Origin of the sequence: Rhizobium sp. R339 (genome assembly GCF_002211395.1) — a bacterium.
Classification (GTDB): Bacteria; Pseudomonadota; Alphaproteobacteria; order Rhizobiales; family Rhizobiaceae; genus Rhizobium.
The window spans coordinates 283,071-301,253 of sequence record NZ_LOKV01000001.1 but is presented as its reverse complement, the minus strand read 5'-3'; the positions used below and the strand labels follow the sequence as shown (position 1 = coordinate 301,253).

The following is an 18,183-nucleotide window of genomic DNA, read 5'->3' as shown; positions in this document are numbered from 1 at the left end:
AGCCGCGCTATAATTCAGGCTATGAGAACCCTGACCATCTCGCTTTCTCCTCAACAAATCGCCCGCCTGCACGACGCGGTCGAGTCCGGAGCCTATGCCTCCAACAGTGAAGTCATTCGCGATGCGCTGCGCCTGTGGGAACAGCGGGAGGAAACCCGGCGGATGGAAATGAGTCGCCTCAAGAAGGCCTATGACGAGGGCATGGCAAGCGGCAAAGGCCGCGAGGTCGATGCGGCAACGCTTTTGGCGGAGTTGAAGGCGGAAACCCGCTCGCGTGGCTAAATCTATTCTCAGTCCGCGCGCCGAGGACGATTTACGCGACATCTGGCGCTCGATCGCTGCCGACAATGAGAGGGCCGCCGACGCCCTTCTCATCCGGATTATGGAAAAGGTGGAGCTTGCCGCGGAGCACCCTCACATGGGTTCACCTCGTCCTGAGCTAAGTCCGACCGCGCGAATTCTGATTGAAGGACGCTATATCGCAATCTACGAACCAATGCCCTACGGCATCTTCGTCGTTGCAGTCGTATACGGCGCCCGCGATGTTGAGAACTGGTTGAGCTGACAAGGATACCCGCCCGTTCCGAAGCAAGGCGGGGCTATATCGCCCTCACCCCTCGCTCAGCGTTCGCTTGACTGCATTCTTCCAACCCTTGAGCTTTGCCGTGCGCACCTTCTCGTCCATGTCGGGCTCGAAGCGCCGGTCCCGTTTCCATGTGGCCGAAAAGCGGTCCCTGTCCGGCCACACCCCTGCCCGGCTGCCGGCAAGCCAGGCGGCGCCGAGCGCCGTCGTCTCCAGGATCACCGGCCGGTCGACCGGGGCGTCGAGCAGGTCGGCGAGCCGCTGCATCGTCCAGTCGGAGGCGACCATGCCGCCGTCGACGCGAAGCACGGTGTCCTCACTGCCGTTCTTCCAGTCCTTCTGCATGGCATCGAGCAGGTCGCGGGTCTGATAGCAGACGGCTTCGAGCGCGGCGCGCGAAAGCTCCGCCGGGCCGGTGTTGCGCGTCAGCCCGAAGATCGCGCCGCGCGCCTTGGCGTCCCAATGCGGCGCGCCGAGGCCGGTGAAGGCGGGCACGAGATAGACCTCCTGCGTCTGATCGGCCTTTTCGGCAAGCGCATTGGTCTCAGCGGCGCTGCCGATGATCCCGAGCCCATCCCGCAGCCATTGCACCGCCGCACCCGCAATGAAGATCGATCCCTCCAGCGCATAGGTCGTCTCGCCGTTCAGCCGGTAGGCAATGGTGGTCAGCAGCCGGTTTTTCGAACGCACCATGTCGGCGCCGGTATTGAGCAGCGCAAAGCAGCCGGTGCCGTAGGTCGATTTCAGCATGCCCGGCGCAAAACAGGCCTGACCGATGGTCGCCGCCTGCTGGTCGCCGGCGACACCGAGGATCGGGATCGCGGCACCGAAGATTTCAGGATCGACCGTGCCGAAATCGGCAGCGCAATCCTTCACCTCCGGCAGCATGGCGGCCGGCACCCTGAGAATGTCGAGCAGATCCTCGTCCCAGGCATTTTCGGCGATGTTGTACATCAGCGTGCGCGAGGCATTGGTGGCATCGGTCACGAAGCTCTTGCCGCCGGTCAGCCGCCAGATCAGAAAGGTATCGATCGTGCCGAAGCAGAGATCGCCCCTGGCGGCCCGCGCCCGCGCCCCCTTCACATTAGCGAGCATCCACGAGAGCTTGGTTCCGGAGAAATAGGGATCGAGGATCAAGCCGGTCTTCTTGATGAAAACCCGCTCCAGATCCTGCCGCTTGAGGTTGTCGCAGTAGCTTGCCGTGCGCCGGTCCTGCCAGACGATGGCGTTCTGGATCGGCCGGCCCGTCTCGCGCTCCCAGACCACCACGGTCTCACGCTGGTTGGTGATCCCGAGAGCGGCTATGTCCTTCGCCGCCACCTTGGCCTCGCGCAGCGCCATCTTGACGGTGGAGACGACCGAATCCCAGATCTCCTCGGGATCATGCTCGACCCAGCCGGAGCGCGGATAGATCTGAGTGAATTCCTTCTGGCCCTTGCCGACGACCTGCATGTCGCCATCGAAAACGATCGCCCGTGTCGACGTCGTTCCCTGATCGATCGCCAGAACATATCCACTCATCAGAGTCTTCCTCGATTATCGTGACAAATCAATAGGACACGGATGCGGGCGAGAAAAGCCATAAAGCGGAATTGCCAGCTTGCCGGCTTTGGGCATAACCTCGCCCGCAACGGTGCAACGCAGCATCGCATGTCAGGAGAAACAGCATGAGCAGATCAGTCGTCGTCACCGGTTCCACCAGCGGCATCGGTCTTGCCATCGCCACCGCCTTTGCCGAAACCGGCGATAATGTTGTCATCAACGGTTTCGGAAATGCCGATGAAATCAAGGCGATCGTCGGGCGGCTTGAATCGGTCTCGAAAGGCCGTGCGCTCTATCATCCGGCCGACATGACCAAGCCCGCCGAGATCGCCGACCTGATCGAAACGGCGGCGAAGACCTTCGGCACCGTCGATGTCCTCGTCAACAATGCCGGCATCCAGCATGTCGAGAAGATCGAGGATTTCCCGATCGACAAGTGGGACCAGATCATCGCGATCAACCTCTCGAGTTCCTTCCACACCATGCGCGCCGCCATCCCGCTGATGAAGGCCAGGAAACACGGCCGCATCATCAACATCGCCTCGGCGCACGGGCTCGTCGCCTCCCCGTTCAAATCCGCCTATGTGGCGGCGAAACATGGTATATTAGGCCTGACGAAAACGGCGGCACTCGAACTTGCCGAGTTCGGCGTGACCGTCAACGCCATCTGCCCCGGCTATGTGCTGACACCGCTCGTCGAAAAGCAGATACCCGATACCGCGAGAGCCCGCGGCATGACCGAGGAGCAGGTGAAGAGCGAAGTCATCCTCAAGGCGCAGCCGACGCGTGAATTCGTCAAGGCCGAGGAGATCGGCGCGCTGTCGCTCTACCTCGCCAGCGAGGCCGCCCGTCAGGTGACCGGAACGCATATCTCGATTGACGGTGGCTGGACGGCGGCTTAACCATTTGGAAAAAACAACCGGGAATATCATGAACGACAGCATCCGCTTCATCCTGAATGGCGAGGATATCGCGCTCTCCGATCTCAGGCCGACCGAGACGCTTCTCGATTTCCTGCGGTTGAAGCGGCGCCTGACGGGCACCAAGGAAGGATGCGCGGAAGGTGATTGCGGCGCCTGCACCGTGCTCGTCGGCCGGCTCGCCGATGGCAAGCTTACCTATGAATCCGTCAACGCCTGCATCCGTTTCTTAGGATCGCTGCACGCCACACATGTGGTGACGGTCGAGCACTTGGCCGGGCGCGACGGCGCGCTGCATCCGGTGCAGCAGGCGCTGGTCGACTGTCACGGTTCGCAATGCGGCTTCTGCACGCCGGGCTTCGTCATGTCGCTCTACGGCCTGTGGCTGACGAAGGAAAAACCCAGCCGCCGGGAGATCGAAAAGGCACTGCAAGGCAATCTCTGTCGCTGCACCGGCTATGAACCGATCGTCAAAGCGGCCGAGCAGGTGAGCCAGATGCGGCCGAGCGCGCTCTTCGACCCGCTGGAGCGCACCCGCTCGGAAATCATCGCGCGGCTCTGGGCCATGCAGGCGAGCGGCACGATCAGGATTGGCAGCGGCGAGGACAGGCTGATCGTTCCGGCCTCTGTCCAGGCGCTCGCCGAGGTTCTCTCTGAGGAGCCCGAAGCGACCGTGGTCGCCGGCTCGACTGATGTCGGCCTGTGGGTGACGAAGCAGATGCGGCGGCTGAGCCCCGTCGTCTTCATCAATCATTTGAGCGAATTGCAGTCGGTCACCGAAAGCGAAGATGGCCTCATCATCGGCGCCGGCGTCAGCTATAGCGGCGCCTTCGCGGCGATCGCCAAAAAGATCCCGGCGCTCGGGCGGCTGATCGATCGCATCGGCGGCGAACAGGTGCGCAATATGGGCACGATCGGCGGCAATATCGCCAACGGCTCGCCGATCGGCGACAGCCCGCCGCCGCTGATCGCGCTCGGCGCGACGCTGACGCTGCGCTCTCTCGGAGGCCAGCGCAAAATGCCGCTCGAAGATTTCTTCATCGCCTATGGCAAGCAGGACCGCAGGCCCGGCGAGTTCGTCGAAAGCGTCTTCGTGCCCTATCCCAAGGGAACCAGCCGCTTCGCCGCCTACAAGGTGACCAAGCGCCGTGACGAGGACATCACCGCCGTGCTCGGCGCCTTCCTTCTGACCCTCGACGACGCCGAGATCGTCACCGACATCCGCATCGCCTTCGGCGGCATGGCCGCGACACCGAAGCGCGCGCCGACGGTCGAGGCCGCGCTGATCGGCAAACCGTGGACGGAAGCCACGATCGAGGCCGCTCGCCCTGCCTTCGATGCCGACTACCAGCCTCTGACCGACTGGCGCGCCACGGCGGAATATCGGCAGCTGACGGCGAAGAACCTGCTGACGCGGTTCTACCTGGAAACGGTAGGCGCGCCGGCGGAGCTGAAGCGGTTCGAGGAGGTGGCGTGATGGAGGCACTAATAAGCACGCCGGGAATGCAAGTTTTGATCGGAGCAGCCGCGCCTTCCTCCTCTCCCTCATTCCTGTGCTCGTCACAGGAATCCAGTGCGCCCAAGTCCTTGGGCGCGGAAGACCCGTTTCGCGGCCTCAGAGAGTCGTTCACCGCGCCGACGCGCGGTGGCTGGATTCTTGTGACAAGCACAGGAATGAGGGAGTGCGAGGCAACCTCATTCCACACCATCACACTCGAAGGACACCGCTAATGGACAAGTCCACCTTCGAAGATCCCAAAGTCGTCATATCAGGCCCCATGCACGGCTCGCTGCGCCATGATTCCGCGCATAAGCACGTCACCGGCGCCGCCGATTACATCGACGATATTCCCGAACCCGCAGGCCTGCTGCACGGCGCGCTCGGCCTGTCCGACCGGGCGCATGCCGAAATCGTCAGCATCGACCTTTCCGCGGTCGCGGCCCATCCCGGCGTCGTCTGGGTCTTCACCGGCAAGGACGTGCCCGGCATCAACGACACCAGTTCCAACGGCAGCCATGACGAGCCGCTGCTTGCCGAAACCTTGGTTCAGTTCCATGGCCAGCCGATCTTTGCCGTCATCGCCGAAACGCGCGAGGCCGCGCGCCGCGCGGCGCGGCTGGCGAAGATCGAATATCGCGATCTCCCGCACTGGCACGATATCGACGGCGCGCTCGCCAATGGCGGCCCGCTGGTCATCACGCCGATGACGCTTCGGCGTGGCGATCCGGAAACGGAAATGCCGAATGCCGGAATGCGGCTGAAGGGCCAGATGCGCATCGGCGGGCAGGAGCATTTCTATCTCGAAGGCCATATCGCCGTGGCAATCCCCGGCGAGGACGACGAGGTCACCGTCTGGTCCTCGACGCAGCATCCGAGCGAGATCCAACATATCGTCGGCCACGTGCTCGATATCCCCTCCAATGCCGTGACGGTCAACGTGCGCCGCATGGGCGGCGGCTTCGGCGGCAAGGAAACGCAGGGCAATCAGTTCGCAGCCCTCGCTGCCATCGCCGCCAAGAAACTCGGCCGCGCCGTCAAGTTCCGCCCCGACCGCGACGAGGATATGAGCGCCACCGGCAAGCGCCACGATTTCCTGGTCGATTACGAGGTCGGTTTCGATACCGAGGGCCGCATTCACGCCGTCGATGCCACTTACGCGGCCCGCTGCGGCTTCTCCTCGGATCTCTCGGGCCCCGTCACCGACCGCGCCCTCTTCCACGCCGATTCCAGCTATTTCTACCCGCATGTGCAGTTGCAGTCGAAACCGCTGAAAACCCACACGGTCTCCAATACCGCCTTCCGCGGCTTCGGCGGGCCGCAGGGCATGCTCGGCGCCGAGCGCGTCATCGAGGAGATCGCCTATGCCCTCGGCAAGGACCCGCTCGATATCCGCAAGCTGAATTTCTACGGCCAGCCGGGCTCAGGCCGCACGCTGACCCCCTACCATCAGGAGGTCGAGGACAATATCATCGCCCGCGTCGTCGAAGAACTGGAGGAAACGGCCGAATACCGGGCGCGGCGCAACGCCATCATCGGCTTCAATCGCGACAGCCGCTATATCAAGAAGGGCATCGCCCTGACGCCGGTGAAATTCGGCATCTCCTTCACCATGACCGCCTTCAACCAGGCCGGCGCCCTCGTCCATATCTATCAGGACGGCTCGATCCATCTGAACCATGGCGGCACCGAAATGGGCCAAGGCCTCTATACCAAGGTGGCGCAGGTGCTGGCCGACAGTTTCCAGGTCGATATCGACAGGGTCAAGATCACCGCGACGACGACGGCCAAGGTGCCGAACACCTCGGCCACCGCCGCCTCCTCCGGCTCGGACCTGAACAGCATGGCGGCCTATGATGCCGCCCGCCAGATCAAGGAACGGCTCACGGCCTTCGCAGCCGAGAAATGGGATGTGGCTCCTTCCGAGGTCGTCTTCCTGCCCAACCGTGTGCGCGTCGGCGAAAGCGAGATCCCCTTCCCCGATTTCATCAAGCAGGCCTATTTCGCCCGCGTCCAGCTTTCCGCCGCCGGCTTCTACAAGACGCCCAAGATCCACTGGGACCGCAAGGCCGGCCGCGGCACGCCCTTCTATTATTTCGCCTATGGCGCCGCCTGCACCGAAGTCTCGATCGACACGCTGACCGGCGAATATCTGATCGACCGTACCGACATCCTCCACGATGTCGGCCGGTCGCTGAACCCGGCGATCGACCTCGGCCAGGTCGAGGGCGCCTTCGTGCAGGGCATGGGCTGGCTGACGACGGAGGAGCTCTGGTGGGACGACAAGGGGCGGCTGCGCACTCACGCGCCATCGACCTACAAGATCCCGCTCGCCTCCGACCGGCCGAAAATCTTCAACGTGCGCCTCGCCGAATGGTCCGAAAACGCCGAAGCCACCATCGGCCGCTCCAAGGCCGTCGGCGAACCGCCCTTCATGCTGGCCATCTCGGTGCTGGAAGCGCTGTCGATGGCGGTGGCAAGCGTGGCGGACTACAGGGTCTGCCCCAGGCTCGACGCTCCGGCAACCCCGGAACGGGTGCTGATGGCGGTGGAGCGGATGAAGCGAGTTTAGGATGCGTCCGGCTGGTTTGTTACAGAACGGGTGGGGTGGGTGTCACCCCCCTCTGTCCTGCCGGACATCTCCCCCACAAGGGGGGAGATCGGCAAAAGGTTGGCTTATCGCTCCCCATCAGCCGTGTCGGAGTAGCAGCGCTTTAGTTGTTTGGGGAAGCCGTCAACCCCATCCAATCTCCCCCCTTGTGGGGGAGATGTCCGGCAGGACAGAGGGGGGTGCCACAGCCGCACACCCATCGGCCATCTTCCCATGAACGACCTCCAAACCTTCCTCGCCGCCCACCCCGACAGCATCTTCGTTGACATCACCGCCACCCAAGGCTCTACCCCGCGCGAGACCGGCGCCTTCATGCTCGTCTCGCTGACCGCGCTGTGGGGCACGATCGGCGGCGGGCAGTTCGAATTCATGGCGATCCACAACGCGCGGGAGATGCTGGCGGGAACCGGCGGCGCGACTGCCATGGATATCCCGCTCGGCCCTGAGATCGGCCAGTGCTGCGGCGGACGCACGCAGTTGCGGTTCCGCCGTCTGACGCCGACGTTGAAAGACGAACTCGATGCGAGGCTTGCCGGCGAGATCGAGCGTCTGCCGGAAGTCTATCTCTTCGGCGCCGGCCACGTCGGTTACGCGCTGGCCGCAGCTCTTGCGCCGCTGCCGCTGTCGGTAACGGTCGTCGAAACGCGGCACGAAGAGCTCGCCAATCTGCCGGCCCCGACGAAGACCCGGCTGGTACCGATGCCGGAAGCGCTGGTGAAGGATATCCCCGCCGGCGGCGCGGTCGTCATCTTGACGCACGACCACGCGCTGGACTTTCTCATCGCCCGTGAGGCGCTGGCGAGAGAGGATCTCGCCTATATCGGCATGATCGGGTCAGCGACCAAACGCGCCACCTTGGCAAGCTGGCTTTCCCGCGAAGGCGGCGAACGGGGCTGGATGGAGCGGCTGACGCTGCCGATCGGCGGCGCGGCGGTGAGGGACAAACGCCCCGAGGTCATCGCCGCCATGACCGCTGCTGACATCCTGACGGCGCTGGCGGCCTATCGCTTACAGGCGTCCTCGTAAAACGGATCGCGTCCATCGAGAAAGCCAAGATCGCGCTTGACGCGATCAGGCGCGGCATCGAGATCGAGGCGAGGCAGCCGGCAGAAACGGCCGACCAGCCGTCCGGCAAGACGCTTGAACACACCGATGCTCGGCTGCGAGCGCTTCTCGTCGATAGCAAAGCAATCCATGACATCACCTCGTCCGTTTGATGGTATGAGTAGCAGTTTGCCGGCAAAAATGCTGCAATTCCAATCGAACGACCGTCTGCCTGCATCAAGAGAACTTATCCATGAAACTCTCGAAACAGTTTCCGCTGAATGCGCTGCGCGTCTTCGAGGCCGCCGCCCGGCTCGGCAGTTTCACCAAGGCCGGCGATGAGCTCGGCATGACGCAGACCGCGGTCAGCTATCAGATCAAACTGCTGGAGGACAATGTCGGCGAGCCGCTCTTCCTGCGCCGTCCACGCCAGATCGCATTGACGGACACCGGCGAGCGGCTGGCCCCGAAAGTGACCGAAGCCTTCGCCATGCTGCATGACGCGATGGCGACGGCGCGCGACAGCGTCGAAGGCACGCTCGCCATCAGTTCGACCCATACTTTCGCCTCGAAATGGCTGGCGCCGCGCCTCGGTTCCTTCCACCTGAAGCATCCGGCGATCGCGGTACGCTTTCAGGCGACCTCTGATATCATCGACTTCGCCCGTGAGCAGATCGACGTCGGCATCCGCTGGGGCGACGGCAACTGGCCGGGGCTGGCCCTGCACCGGCTGATGGGCCTGGAATTCACGCCGATGCTGAGCCCGAAGCTGGCGGAAGCGGCCGGCGGCATCCGGGAGCCGCGCGATCTGCTGAAGTTCGATCTTTTCGACGCCGGCGATATCTGGTGGAAACAATGGTTCGAAGCGGCCGGCGTCACGGAGACGGATCTCGACCGGCGCCCGCGCAACCAGCTGGGATCGCAGGCGATGGAGGCCGATGCGGCGATGGCCGGCCACGGCGTCGCCATCCTGCACCCCGCGTTCTATGCAGCCGAGATCGCGCTCGGCCGGCTCTACCAGCCTTTCGAGCTGACGCGCAGCGACGGCAAGGCCTATTGGCTCGCCTATCCCGAAAATCGCCGCAACGTGCCGAAGATCAAGGCCTTCCGCAATTGGATCCTCGACGAGATGAAGGCCGCCGGGAATTAAAGCACTACGACCCGGGAGAACTCACCCCGGGCCTGACCAGCGACGGTTTCGGCTTCAGAAGCCCATTTCCGGGGCGTAGAAGCAGCGCGGCGTGTTCTCGTTGGGGAACAGACAGAGGTGATAATCGCCATCGCCGGATTGCATCGCCTTCGTCATAGGCAGCAGGAAGACGTGCGCATGCGTGACCAGCCGGTGGTCGCCCGGCATCAATGTCACGCGATATCCGTTCGGTGTCACCGCCACGGTTTTGGACGGAATCATCTGGCAATCGCCACTATGACTGTCGCCGTTGCAACAGTAGGGGTCATAACTCCACCCCGAAGGTGCGTCGTGAGCTGTCGCCAACGATGCGTATGCCACCATCAAACACGTCAGAATGCTGCGCATGGGCATCTTCTCCGTCGATGAATGCGCCGCCGATTTTTCCAACTGTTCTTATGTCATTCCGGCGGCCTGCAACCTAACTGTATCCGCTCATGATAGTTTCGCGATCTGCTAATTTAGCAGATCCAGTATGAGACAGTAATACTGCATGGTCTTCTCGGCAGCTTTTAGGCACATGACAATAGATCGCCGATGAACCGATCCTATAGAGCGCGGTGATCATGCCATTGCTGCCTGAGGATCGCCGCGGCCGAAACCGGGGCCCCGTGCGGTTCTTCAATCTCCTCTTCCCTCCCCGCCAAAATTTCCGCAATGTCACGAGTCGGAGGAAGATAGGGGAACTCGATGTATGAATATGCCATAGCATGGGAATGGCTGGCCTTCGCGGCGCGCTGGTTCCATGTCATCACCGCGATCGCCTGGATCGGATCGTCCTTCTATTTCATCGCGCTCGATCTCGGACTGGTGAAACGCCCGCATCTGCCGCCCGGCGCCTATGGCGAGGAATGGCAGGTCCATGGCGGCGGCTTCTATCATATCCAGAAATATCTGGTGGCGCCCGCACAAATGCCGGAGCACCTGACCTGGTTCAAATACGAAAGCTATTTCACCTGGATCTCCGGCTTTCTCATGCTCTGCATCGTCTATTACGGCGGCGCCGACCTCTTCCTCATCGACCGGCATGTGCTCGACATCACGCCGCCGGTCGCCATCGCGATCTCGCTGGCATCTCTCGCTTTCGGCTGGCTCGTCTATGACCTGCTCTGCAAATCCCCGCTCGGGCGCAACACCTGGGGGCTGATGGCGGTGCTCTATGCCGTGCTCGTCTTCATGGCCTGGGGCTATACGCAGCTTTTCACCGGCCGCGCCGCCTTCCTGCATCTCGGCGCCTTCACCGCGACGATCATGTCGGCCAATGTCTTCATGATCATCATCCCCAACCAGAAGATCGTCGTTGCCGATCTGATCGCCGGCCGCACGCCCGATCCGAAATACGGCCAGATCGCCAAGCAGCGTTCGCTCCACAACAACTACCTGACGCTGCCCGTCATCTTCTTCATGCTGTCGAACCATTATCCGCTCGCCTTCGGCACGGCGTTCAACTGGGTGATCGCGGCGCTCGTCTTCCTGATGGGCGTCACCATCCGCCACTGGTTCAACACCACCCATGCCAGGAAAGGCCGGCCGACCTGGACCTGGATCGTCACCGTCATCCTTTTCATCCTGATCATGTGGCTTTCGACCGTGCCGAAGCTGTTGACGGGAGAGACGGATGCGGCGGCAGTGGCGCCCGCCTTCCAGCAATTCGCCGGCGATCCGCATTTTCCCGCCGTCAAGCAGCTGGTTTCGACGCGCTGTTCCATGTGCCATGCTGCCGAGCCCGCCTATGAGGGCGTCGTGCGGCCGCCGAAGGGCGTGATACTCGAACACAACGCGGAAATTGCCGCCCATGCCCGAGAAATCTATATACAGGCGGGGCGCAGCCATGCCATGCCGCCCGGCAACGTGACCGATATGACGCCGGACGAACGCAAGCTGCTCGTAGCCTGGTTCGAAAGCGCAGTCGAAGGCAAGAAACAATGACGACAACACTCCTGCGCGGCCGCCTGCTTTCCTTTCATCGCGCGCCGCTGAGCCTGGCCGACAGCCAGAGCTATCTCTACGAGGAGGATGGCGGCCTGCTGATCGAAGACGGGCTGATCGCCGCAGCCGGTCCCTATGCCGACGTCAAGACGAAGGCCGCCGAAGGCACGGCCGAGATCGACCATCGCCCGCATCTGATCATGCCCGGCTTCATCGACATGCACCTGCATTTTCCGCAGATGCAGGTGATCGCCTCCTATGCCGCCAACCTGCTCGAATGGCTGAACACCTATACCTTTCCCGAGGAATGCCGCTTCGTCGAAAGCGCGCATGCCGAGAGGATCGCCACGCATTTCTACGACGAGCTGATCCGCCACGGCACGACGACGGCGGTCGCCTATTGCTCGGTGCACAAGACCTCCGCCGACGCCTTCTTCGCCGAGGCGATGAAACGCAACATGCGCATGGTCGGCGGCAAGGTGATGATGGACCGCAACGCCCCGCAGGGCCTGCTCGACACGCCCGAGATGGGCTACGACGAGACCCGCCAGGTGATAGCGGACTGGCACGGCAAGGGCCGCAACCATGTCGCCATCACCCCGCGCTTCGCCATCACCTCGACCCCGGCGCAGATGGAAGCGACGTCAACGCTAGCCCGCGAATTTCCCGACCTGCACATCCAGACGCATCTGTCGGAAAACCACGACGAGATCAAATTCACCTGCGAGCTCTATCCCGAGGCGACCGACTATACCGACATCTATGCCCGCTACGGCCTGCTCGGGCCGAAAAGCCTCTTCGGCCATGCCATCCATCTCTCAGAGCGCGAAGCCGATGTCATGAGCGAGACGGGTTCGGTCGCCATCCATTGCCCGACCTCGAACCTTTTCCTCGGCTCCGGCCTGTTCCCGCTGAAGGCGCTAGCGCGCCGTGAAAAGCCGGTCCGCATTGGCGTCGCAACCGATATCGGCGGCGGCTCCAGCTATTCGATGCTGAAAACCATGGACGAGGCCTACAAGATCCAGCAGCTGCTCGGAGAACGGCTGAACCCCCTGGAAAGCTACTACCTGATGACGCGCGGCAATGCCGAGGCACTGTCGCTGGCCGACCGGATCGGCACGCTGGACGCCGGCACCGAAGCCGACCTCGTCGTCCTCGATGCGGCCGCGACCCCGGCCATGGCGCTGAAGCTGGAAACGGTGAAGACCCTGTCCGAGGAGCTCTTCCTCCTGCAGACAATGGGCGACGACCGGGCGGTCGCCGAAACCTATGTGGCAGGCGTTGCGTTGAAAAAGACCCTCCGAGCGAACTTGCAAAAATCCGCCGATCTTCCCATAGTTTGATGAGGAGAAACCTCATGGACCTGACTGTTTCATTGCCGGATGAACTGGCGAGCGACATCAAGAGAAAGATCGATTCCGGCGGTTACAGCTCTTCGAGCGACGTCGTGAGCGAAGCCCTGCGGCTGCTTGAGGAGCGCAACAGTGCAAAAGCCCGCGAAGTCGAACGCCTGCGGAATGCGTGGCGCGATGGAATGCAAAGCGGAGATTTCGCCCCTCTGGACATCGATGCCGTGAAGGCCGAAGGGCGCCGGCGGTTTGCCGCATCCAAAGCCTGATTGATGGCCGCGGTTTTTTACTCGGGCCGAGCCGCTCGGACATTCTGGACATTTGGCTGTGGATCGCCGGCAGCAGCGGCCAGCCGATGGCCGATACCATCATAGACGTAAGCGGTGTTATGGACCCATCTTCCGGATCAGCGTGTGATTGTTGATGTTGTTGCCGAACGGGGCTTCGACATATGACGACATGATTTACACACAGCACCAGTTCAGACGTGCCGGCGCAGCGGTTTAAGGTTTTCACGGAAACTGGACGTAGCGCGATTGGAGCGCTGCTTCAGCATCCTGTGGAACTGATATGCGCATGTAATTTCGCTTCAGGATTTCGACAAAACATCGGACATACCGTTCGAATGGAAGCGCAAGTCTGTTGCGGCTGCGGATCAAAGCGGAGGGGTCAATGCCTCGTCATCGAACTTCCGGATTTCAATTACTCCCAGTCCGAACTTAAGCTTGACTCCCCACGGCCCAATTCGCATTTTTGCAATTCGTCCATCGTCATGCGTAATCCAAAAATCCACTTTAGAGACCTGGGTTCCCTCATGACGGATAGCTGAATAGTGCTTTGCTGCGATATCCAGGTGACTTTCATCACCTTTAAATACACAGTCAGTTATTTTTGGACCAAATCGGTCCGCTGGAACCCACTTTGCCTGTGGGTAACGGATCCATTGCTTTCGCGTTGAATCTTTTAGATAATTAATACCTAACTGGGTTCGCAAATCGGCAGTGAACACTAAAGATCCATCGTCCTGCTCGGCATAAGCCGTCACGCTCGACCGGGTAGCGTTCATGGTTGCCGCGTATGCGAAGTTGACGATTTTACAAGATGGGTCTTCGCCATTGTCACTGTTAGCTTTCGCCGGTTGAACTGCGCTAATGACGACCAAGGTCGCTCCCGCCAATCCCATAAAAAGTTCAGAGATGCACTTCATCGATCGCCCCTATCTTGACGGCCTCATCATGTAATCAGATGACTCTGATGCAAAGCTAGAATGAAGTGCAAATGATTGCGCTGCATTTCAATTACTCAGGTATCCGCCGAGCATGAATCGACGATACGGACGGAACTAGCTGCGTTAAAGATCCCAGTCAGGAAAATGAAGGTGGACAGTAAGCGGTGTCCCGGTCGCGCCTTGACCAAGATGCTTTATGGATGCGGGAGTTCGTCTAACGATACGGGCGCGGCAGCAGCGGTCATGCCTCCTGATTTGGTTCCCCCACGCGCTTTTCCCATTCCGCGTTTTCCTGAACGTAGGCCGCCACGACTTCGTAGATAAGATCACCTTCCAAGACATCCTCGTTTCCAACGAAACGAGACATTTCGACATGGCCGTCTTCAAATATAGAAAGCTCGATGCGCTCACCTACAAGGGTGGCATGCACATCAATCGTATCCTCGCGATATCTATTGAGCATATAGCGGATACCAGCTTCATCGAAGAGCCGCAAAATTCTGAAAATCGGCGACGTCATGGGGCTCGCCTTTCTATCTCTCATAGAGTGACGCGGATAAGCGTATCTCGACAGCAAATGTCTGCAAAGGGGAGATTGAGGGGTAGTTCCACGGCAAGAGACCTTCAATGTGGCTCTGCTTGTGACCATTAACGATGGCGGCGAGCGTCCTAGCTAGGTAGCCAAACGGATCGACAGTATTGAGCTTTGCAGGTCTCTATGAGGGACGCGATGGCCGCCCAGTTCTCCGCTCCGGCGTCGTGCCCGGCGAAGAGAGCATTCTTACGGTTCAGGGCTATCGGTCTGATGGCTCTCTCGACGGTGTTGTTGTCGATCTCAATGCGCCCGTCAGTCAGGAAGACACAGAGCCCATCCCAGTATTTGGCGATATAGGTGAGAGCTTCGCCGAGCGGCGACTTGCCTGCGACACGGGCACGATTTGCGTGAGCCAGGTCCGCTTGTCTGCGATCAAAGGCGCTGACCGTGCTTGCCTTCCGTCCAAACCCGAACTCGGTTTGATGGAAAGATCATGGCGAAACCGCGCAGGCACGCGCGACAGCGGCGATCCGGGCAGCAGACGCGCTTCTTCCAGTGGTTGAAAGATGGCTTGTTCTTACTCCTGCGATAGCACTGCCGTTCATATCGTGTGCGTCATCGATGGAGCCAGCGACCTTCGCGATATTGGCTGGGAGGGATAATCGCTTTTCCGCATCGCCGCCGTTGAAGACCTTCGAATTCCCCTCACTCTCCCACGAATTCCATGTTACGCCGGATCGCCGAATTCCGATGTGAAGGTTCATTCATGGCCACTCCGCTCACCATTGCCGATCTGAAAAAGCTCGCACAGCGCCGCGTGCCGAAGATGTTTTTCGACTATGCGGATTCGGGCGCCTGGACGGAATCCACATATCGGGCGAATGAGAGCGATTTCAGCCGGATCAAGCTGCGCCAGCGGGTGTTGGTCGATATGACCGACCGCACATTGGAAACGACGATGATCGGCCAGAAGGTGTCGATGCCCGTGGCTCTCGCGCCAACCGGCATGACGGGCATGCAGCATGCCGATGGCGAGATGCTGGCAGCGCGCGCGGCGGAAGAATTCGGCGTTCCCTTCACGCTGTCGACGATGAGCATCTGCTCGATCGAGGACGTCGCATCGGTGACGACGCGCCCCTTCTGGTTCCAGCTCTACGTGATGAGAGACAAGGATTTCGTTCTCGGCCTCATCAACCGCGCCAAGGCCGCCAAATGCTCCGCGCTGGTGCTGACGGCCGATCTGCAGATCCTCGGCCAGCGCCACAAGGACCTGCGCAACGGCCTGTCGGCGCCGCCGAGATTCACGCCGAAACATGTCTGGCAGGTGGCGACGCGGCCCTTCTGGTGCCTTGATATGCTGAAGACGCAGCGCCGCAGCTTCGGCAATATCATCGGCCATGCCAAGAACGTCTCCAATATCACCTCGCTCGCCGCATGGACGCATGAACAGTTCGATCCGCGGCTCTCCTGGGCCGATGTTGCCTGGATCAAGGAACAATGGGGCGGCCCGCTGATCATCAAGGGCGTTCTCGACCCGGAGGATGCCAGGGCAGCCGCCGACACCGGCGCCGATGCGATCATCGTCTCGAACCATGGCGGCCGCCAGCTCGACGGCGCCCCCTCCTCGATCAATATGCTGCCTGCGATCGTCGATGCCGTCGGCGATCGCATCGAAATCCATCTCGACGGCGGCATCCGCTCCGGCCAGGACGTGCTGAAGGCCGTGGCACTCGGCGCGAAAGGCACCTATATCGGCCGCCCTTTCCTCTACGGGCTCGGCGCCATGGGCAAGGAGGGCGTCACGCTGGCGCTCGCCATCATCCGCAAGGAGATGGACATCACCATGGCGCTCTGCGGCAAGCGCGACATCAACGACGTGAACGCGTCGATCATATCGAGACAAGCCTGAAACAGAGAAATCGGCACCGCCTGAACGCGCCAATGGCGGGCAAGCCCTGCCGCGCACGCAACGGCATGCTGCTCAGCCCGGCGGCTGTCCGCCGCTCGCATTGAGCTGAAGGATCGCGAAAATCACGAGAGAGAGGACGAGCGCAAGACGCTGCTGCCAGACGATGCGGCGCGATCCGGCAATCCGCTTCTCCAAGCCACGCGCCGTCCCGTCAGGCTTGCGAAGCTGCATCCGGAACAGCAGGTCGTCTACGGCGGCAAGGCCGGCGGCCTCCGTCTCGTGGCTCGACGCGAGGCGAAACAGCAGCGCGTCGAAGAGGAGATGGACCGCCAGCGCCAGCACGATCCCGCAGAAATCGAGCATCAGGAGCCAGCCGAGCGCCGGCGCGAAACCCCGATATCCCGCGGTGACCGGGCCGGCGATCAGCGGCAACAGCGCTGCCAGCCCGCAGAACATCGCATTGCGGCCGAGATTTCGCGCCGCCGCGGAGGCCGCGGTTTTCCACTGCGTCATGGCGAGCCCTCGGTCACGGCATAGATCGTTTCCGCGGGCAAATAAACACGCCGTCCCGCGCGTTCGATCAGCTGCAACGCTTCGGCTGGATTTTCGCAACGCCGACTGATGACCAGCCAGCCTGCGATGACGCAGGCGCTGCGCTGGAAGCCGAGCGCACAGCAGACGAGCACCGGTCCCTGGTGGCGCACAGCTTCGATGACATCGGCCGCGGCTCGCGCCTGGACCTTGTCGAGGCCGGTAAGATCGAGGGCGGGAAAACTGCACCAGCGTGCAAGCGTCCCGTTCGGGCGCTGAAGTTCGCCGGTGATGTCGATCACCGTGGCAAAACGGTTGGCCTCGTCGCGACGCGGAAAACGGCCGAGATGGACGCCATCGGCGATCACTACCGATGCCGGCATTTTGCGCGTCCAGAGCCAAACATTGATAATGGCGCCGAGCCGGTAAGGCGCCAGGAGCCAGCGGCTGGCAAGCGCGGCCCGGCCATCGGCACGTTTCAGGAATATCTGCGGCCCGGCGCCGAAATATCCGACGGCGACGATTGCCAGGGCAACGGCCGGCCAGAGCAACAGAAGTGCAGCGGGCGATAGAGAGGTGCAGAGCGCCGCAAGGCCGAGAAACGCGACGGCACCGCACAGATAGCAGAGGCCGAGACGGCGCGACTTCGGATCGCCGCTCAAAGCAAAATTCGCAAGAGGGGAACCGGCATCGCGCGGAAAAAGCCAGGCGGCAAACAGACCGAGCAGGATGCCGGTCGGTATGTCCATGACGTGATGCTGCCACGTCGTCAGCACGGAGGCGCCGATCAGGAAGCACCAGAAGTGCCAGACAAGCCGCGCCCGGCGCGGCAACCGGCCGCGCAGATGATCCCAGATCACCACCAGCAGCGCGACGTGCAGCGATGGCGCCTGGTTGAACGGTTTATCGAAACCGCCGAGGACGGCGAACATGAAACCGGGCAGGCCGCTGGTGGCCGGCCGTACGAAGGTTGCTTCGAGCGGAAACGCGATAAAGCAGGCGATCGCTATTATCTGGATCGTCAGATAACGCCTCGCGAGCATATCCACATCGCGCGGGGTCGTGTTGATGAACAGGCAGAGCGCGTAGAACAGGTTGATCGACCAGTATGGAACGATCGTCCATGCGAGGAACGGAATGGCGCTTTCCCATCCAAAGGCGATGTTCGGCACATCAGCGCGTTGCGATGCCAGCCAGTTGGCACCGCCATAGGTCAGATAGAAGAACGGCGCCAGGAAGACGAGCCAGAGCGCCGCCCGCTTCGCGACCGGCCCTGCCTGGGAAAGAGTGGAACCTGCCTGCCCCAACGGCTTGC

18 protein-coding genes and 1 pseudogene are annotated in these 18,183 nt (G+C 61.7%); 11 read left to right on the top strand and 8 right to left on the bottom strand.

The annotated features are described in order from the left end of the window. Positions 1–21: 21 nt before the first annotated feature. On the top strand, positions 22–282 hold the full coding sequence (locus tag ATY76_RS01415) for a type II toxin-antitoxin system ParD family antitoxin (RefSeq protein WP_088672991.1): 261 nt from the start codon (positions 22–24) through the stop codon (positions 280–282). Beyond that, positions 275–565, top strand: coding sequence for a type II toxin-antitoxin system RelE/ParE family toxin (locus ATY76_RS01410; protein WP_088672990.1), 291 nt, complete (start codon positions 275–277; stop codon positions 563–565). Before ATY76_RS01415 ends, ATY76_RS01410 begins: the two co-directional genes overlap by 8 nt. Positions 566–610: 45 nt before the next feature. On the opposite strand, the gene glpK is transcribed toward ATY76_RS01410, so the two are convergent. Beyond that, the gene (gene glpK / locus ATY76_RS01405) at positions 611–2,104 is read right to left on the bottom strand and encodes a glycerol kinase GlpK (protein ID WP_088672989.1); all 1,494 of its coding nucleotides are present in this window, start codon (positions 2,102–2,104) and stop codon (positions 611–613) included. Positions 2,105–2,250: 146 nt separating this feature from the next. Between glpK and ATY76_RS01400 the strand changes: the two genes are divergently transcribed. The 4 genes from ATY76_RS01400 to xdhC all read left to right on the top strand — a co-directional run bounded on the left by ATY76_RS01400 (position 2,251) and on the right by xdhC (position 8,180). Beyond that, on the top strand, positions 2,251–3,027 hold the full coding sequence (locus ATY76_RS01400; protein WP_088672988.1) for a 3-hydroxybutyrate dehydrogenase: 777 nt from the start codon (positions 2,251–2,253) through the stop codon (positions 3,025–3,027). A gap of 28 nt (positions 3,028–3,055) precedes the next feature. Further along, a complete protein-coding gene (xdhA, locus tag ATY76_RS01395; protein WP_088672987.1) occupies positions 3,056–4,522 on the top strand; it encodes a xanthine dehydrogenase small subunit in 1,467 nt (488 codons plus the stop codon). 253 nt (positions 4,523–4,775) lie between these two features. Next, complete coding sequence (xdhB, locus tag ATY76_RS01390; RefSeq protein ID WP_088672986.1) at positions 4,776–7,115, top strand: xanthine dehydrogenase molybdopterin binding subunit; 2,340 nt, start codon at positions 4,776–4,778, stop codon at positions 7,113–7,115. A 252-nt stretch (positions 7,116–7,367) separates the two neighbouring features. Further along, complete coding sequence (xdhC, locus tag ATY76_RS01380; protein ID WP_088672985.1) at positions 7,368–8,180, top strand: xanthine dehydrogenase accessory protein XdhC; 813 nt, start codon at positions 7,368–7,370, stop codon at positions 8,178–8,180. On the opposite strand, the gene ATY76_RS01375 is transcribed toward xdhC, so the two are convergent. Beyond that, positions 8,156–8,350: a hypothetical protein gene (locus ATY76_RS01375; protein ID WP_088672984.1), complete on the bottom strand. Its 195-nt coding sequence runs from the start codon at positions 8,348–8,350 to the stop codon at positions 8,156–8,158. The genes xdhC and ATY76_RS01375 overlap by 25 nt on opposite strands. 101 nt (positions 8,351–8,451) lie before the next feature. Here ATY76_RS01375 and ATY76_RS01370 point away from each other — a divergent pair, with 101 nt between their 5' ends. After that, positions 8,452–9,348: a LysR substrate-binding domain-containing protein gene (locus tag ATY76_RS01370; RefSeq protein ID WP_088672983.1), complete on the top strand. Its 897-nt coding sequence runs from the start codon at positions 8,452–8,454 to the stop codon at positions 9,346–9,348. 54 nt (positions 9,349–9,402) lie between these two features. On the opposite strand, the gene ATY76_RS01365 is transcribed toward ATY76_RS01370, so the two are convergent. After that, positions 9,403–9,735: a hypothetical protein gene (locus tag ATY76_RS01365; protein WP_088672982.1), complete on the bottom strand. Its 333-nt coding sequence runs from the start codon at positions 9,733–9,735 to the stop codon at positions 9,403–9,405. 342 nt (positions 9,736–10,077) lie between these two features. Here ATY76_RS01365 and puuD point away from each other — a divergent pair, with 342 nt between their 5' ends. The 3 genes from puuD to ATY76_RS01350 are packed head-to-tail and all read left to right on the top strand — an operon-like array spanning position 10,078 to position 12,934. Then, positions 10,078–11,316, top strand: coding sequence for a urate hydroxylase PuuD (gene puuD, locus ATY76_RS01360; protein WP_088672981.1), 1,239 nt, complete (start codon positions 10,078–10,080; stop codon positions 11,314–11,316). Then, a complete protein-coding gene (guaD, locus tag ATY76_RS01355; protein WP_088672980.1) occupies positions 11,313–12,659 on the top strand; it encodes a guanine deaminase in 1,347 nt (448 codons plus the stop codon). Before puuD ends, guaD begins: the two co-directional genes overlap by 4 nt. Positions 12,660–12,673: 14 nt before the next feature. After that, positions 12,674–12,934: a type II toxin-antitoxin system ParD family antitoxin gene (locus tag ATY76_RS01350; RefSeq protein ID WP_088672979.1), complete on the top strand. Its 261-nt coding sequence runs from the start codon at positions 12,674–12,676 to the stop codon at positions 12,932–12,934. A 386-nt stretch (positions 12,935–13,320) separates the two neighbouring features. Here the strand turns inward: ATY76_RS01350 and ATY76_RS01345 are convergent, their stop codons facing one another. From ATY76_RS01345 to ATY76_RS01335, 3 genes and pseudogenes are all read right to left on the bottom strand, one after another. Continuing rightward, positions 13,321–13,872 (bottom strand): hypothetical protein, encoded by a 552-nt coding sequence (locus ATY76_RS01345; RefSeq protein ID WP_088672978.1) that lies wholly within the window; start codon positions 13,870–13,872, stop codon positions 13,321–13,323. A 262-nt stretch (positions 13,873–14,134) separates the two neighbouring features. Next, positions 14,135–14,413 carry a hypothetical protein gene (locus ATY76_RS01340; RefSeq protein WP_088672977.1) on the bottom strand — a complete coding sequence of 93 codons (279 nt, stop codon included), beginning with the start codon at positions 14,411–14,413 and terminating at the stop codon, positions 14,135–14,137. A gap of 13 nt (positions 14,414–14,426) precedes the next feature. Next, positions 14,427–14,888: pseudogene (locus ATY76_RS01335) on the bottom strand (transposase); the annotation flags it as partial. Between the two features lie 306 nt (positions 14,889–15,194). On the opposite strand from ATY76_RS01335, the gene ATY76_RS01330 reads away from it, so the two are divergent. Further along, on the top strand, positions 15,195–16,337 hold the full coding sequence (locus ATY76_RS01330) for an alpha-hydroxy acid oxidase (RefSeq protein ID WP_088672976.1): 1,143 nt from the start codon (positions 15,195–15,197) through the stop codon (positions 16,335–16,337). Positions 16,338–16,409: 72 nt separating this feature from the next. Here the strand turns inward: ATY76_RS01330 and ATY76_RS01325 are convergent, their stop codons facing one another. Then, a complete protein-coding gene (locus ATY76_RS01325) occupies positions 16,410–16,850 on the bottom strand; it encodes a hypothetical protein (RefSeq protein WP_088672975.1) in 441 nt (146 codons plus the stop codon). Further along, the gene (locus tag ATY76_RS01320) at positions 16,847–18,175 is read right to left on the bottom strand and encodes a phosphatase PAP2/dual specificity phosphatase family protein (RefSeq protein ID WP_088672974.1); all 1,329 of its coding nucleotides are present in this window, start codon (positions 18,173–18,175) and stop codon (positions 16,847–16,849) included. Before ATY76_RS01320 ends, ATY76_RS01325 begins: the two co-directional genes overlap by 4 nt. Positions 18,176–18,183 lie beyond the last annotated feature (8 nt).

Excerpts from the sequence above, each read along its gene's own strand:
- ATY76_RS01340 (WP_088672977.1), bottom strand. The coding sequence starts at position 14,413 with ATGACGTCGCCGATTTTCAGAATTTTGCGGCTCTTCGATGAAGCTGGT.
- xdhC (WP_088672985.1), top strand. The coding sequence starts at position 7,368 with ATGAACGACCTCCAAACCTTCCTCGCCGCCCACCCCGACAGCATCTTC.
- xdhA (WP_088672987.1), top strand. The coding sequence starts at position 3,056 with ATGAACGACAGCATCCGCTTCATCCTGAATGGCGAGGATATCGCGCTC.
- ATY76_RS01375 (WP_088672984.1), bottom strand. The coding sequence starts at position 8,350 with ATGGATTGCTTTGCTATCGACGAGAAGCGCTCGCAGCCGAGCATCGGT.
- xdhB (WP_088672986.1), top strand. The coding sequence starts at position 4,776 with ATGGACAAGTCCACCTTCGAAGATCCCAAAGTCGTCATATCAGGCCCC.
- ATY76_RS01350 (WP_088672979.1), top strand. The coding sequence starts at position 12,674 with ATGGACCTGACTGTTTCATTGCCGGATGAACTGGCGAGCGACATCAAG.
- puuD (WP_088672981.1), top strand. The coding sequence starts at position 10,078 with ATGTATGAATATGCCATAGCATGGGAATGGCTGGCCTTCGCGGCGCGC.
- ATY76_RS01345 (WP_088672978.1), bottom strand. The coding sequence starts at position 13,872 with ATGAAGTGCATCTCTGAACTTTTTATGGGATTGGCGGGAGCGACCTTG.
- glpK (WP_088672989.1), bottom strand. The coding sequence starts at position 2,104 with ATGAGTGGATATGTTCTGGCGATCGATCAGGGAACGACGTCGACACGG.
- ATY76_RS01365 (WP_088672982.1), bottom strand. The coding sequence starts at position 9,735 with ATGCGCAGCATTCTGACGTGTTTGATGGTGGCATACGCATCGTTGGCG.
- guaD (WP_088672980.1), top strand. The coding sequence starts at position 11,313 with ATGACGACAACACTCCTGCGCGGCCGCCTGCTTTCCTTTCATCGCGCG.
- ATY76_RS01400 (WP_088672988.1), top strand. The coding sequence starts at position 2,251 with ATGAGCAGATCAGTCGTCGTCACCGGTTCCACCAGCGGCATCGGTCTT.
- ATY76_RS01330 (WP_088672976.1), top strand. The coding sequence starts at position 15,195 with ATGGCCACTCCGCTCACCATTGCCGATCTGAAAAAGCTCGCACAGCGC.
- ATY76_RS01325 (WP_088672975.1), bottom strand. The coding sequence starts at position 16,850 with ATGACGCAGTGGAAAACCGCGGCCTCCGCGGCGGCGCGAAATCTCGGC.
- ATY76_RS01415 (WP_088672991.1), top strand. The coding sequence starts at position 22 with ATGAGAACCCTGACCATCTCGCTTTCTCCTCAACAAATCGCCCGCCTG.
- ATY76_RS01370 (WP_088672983.1), top strand. The coding sequence starts at position 8,452 with ATGAAACTCTCGAAACAGTTTCCGCTGAATGCGCTGCGCGTCTTCGAG.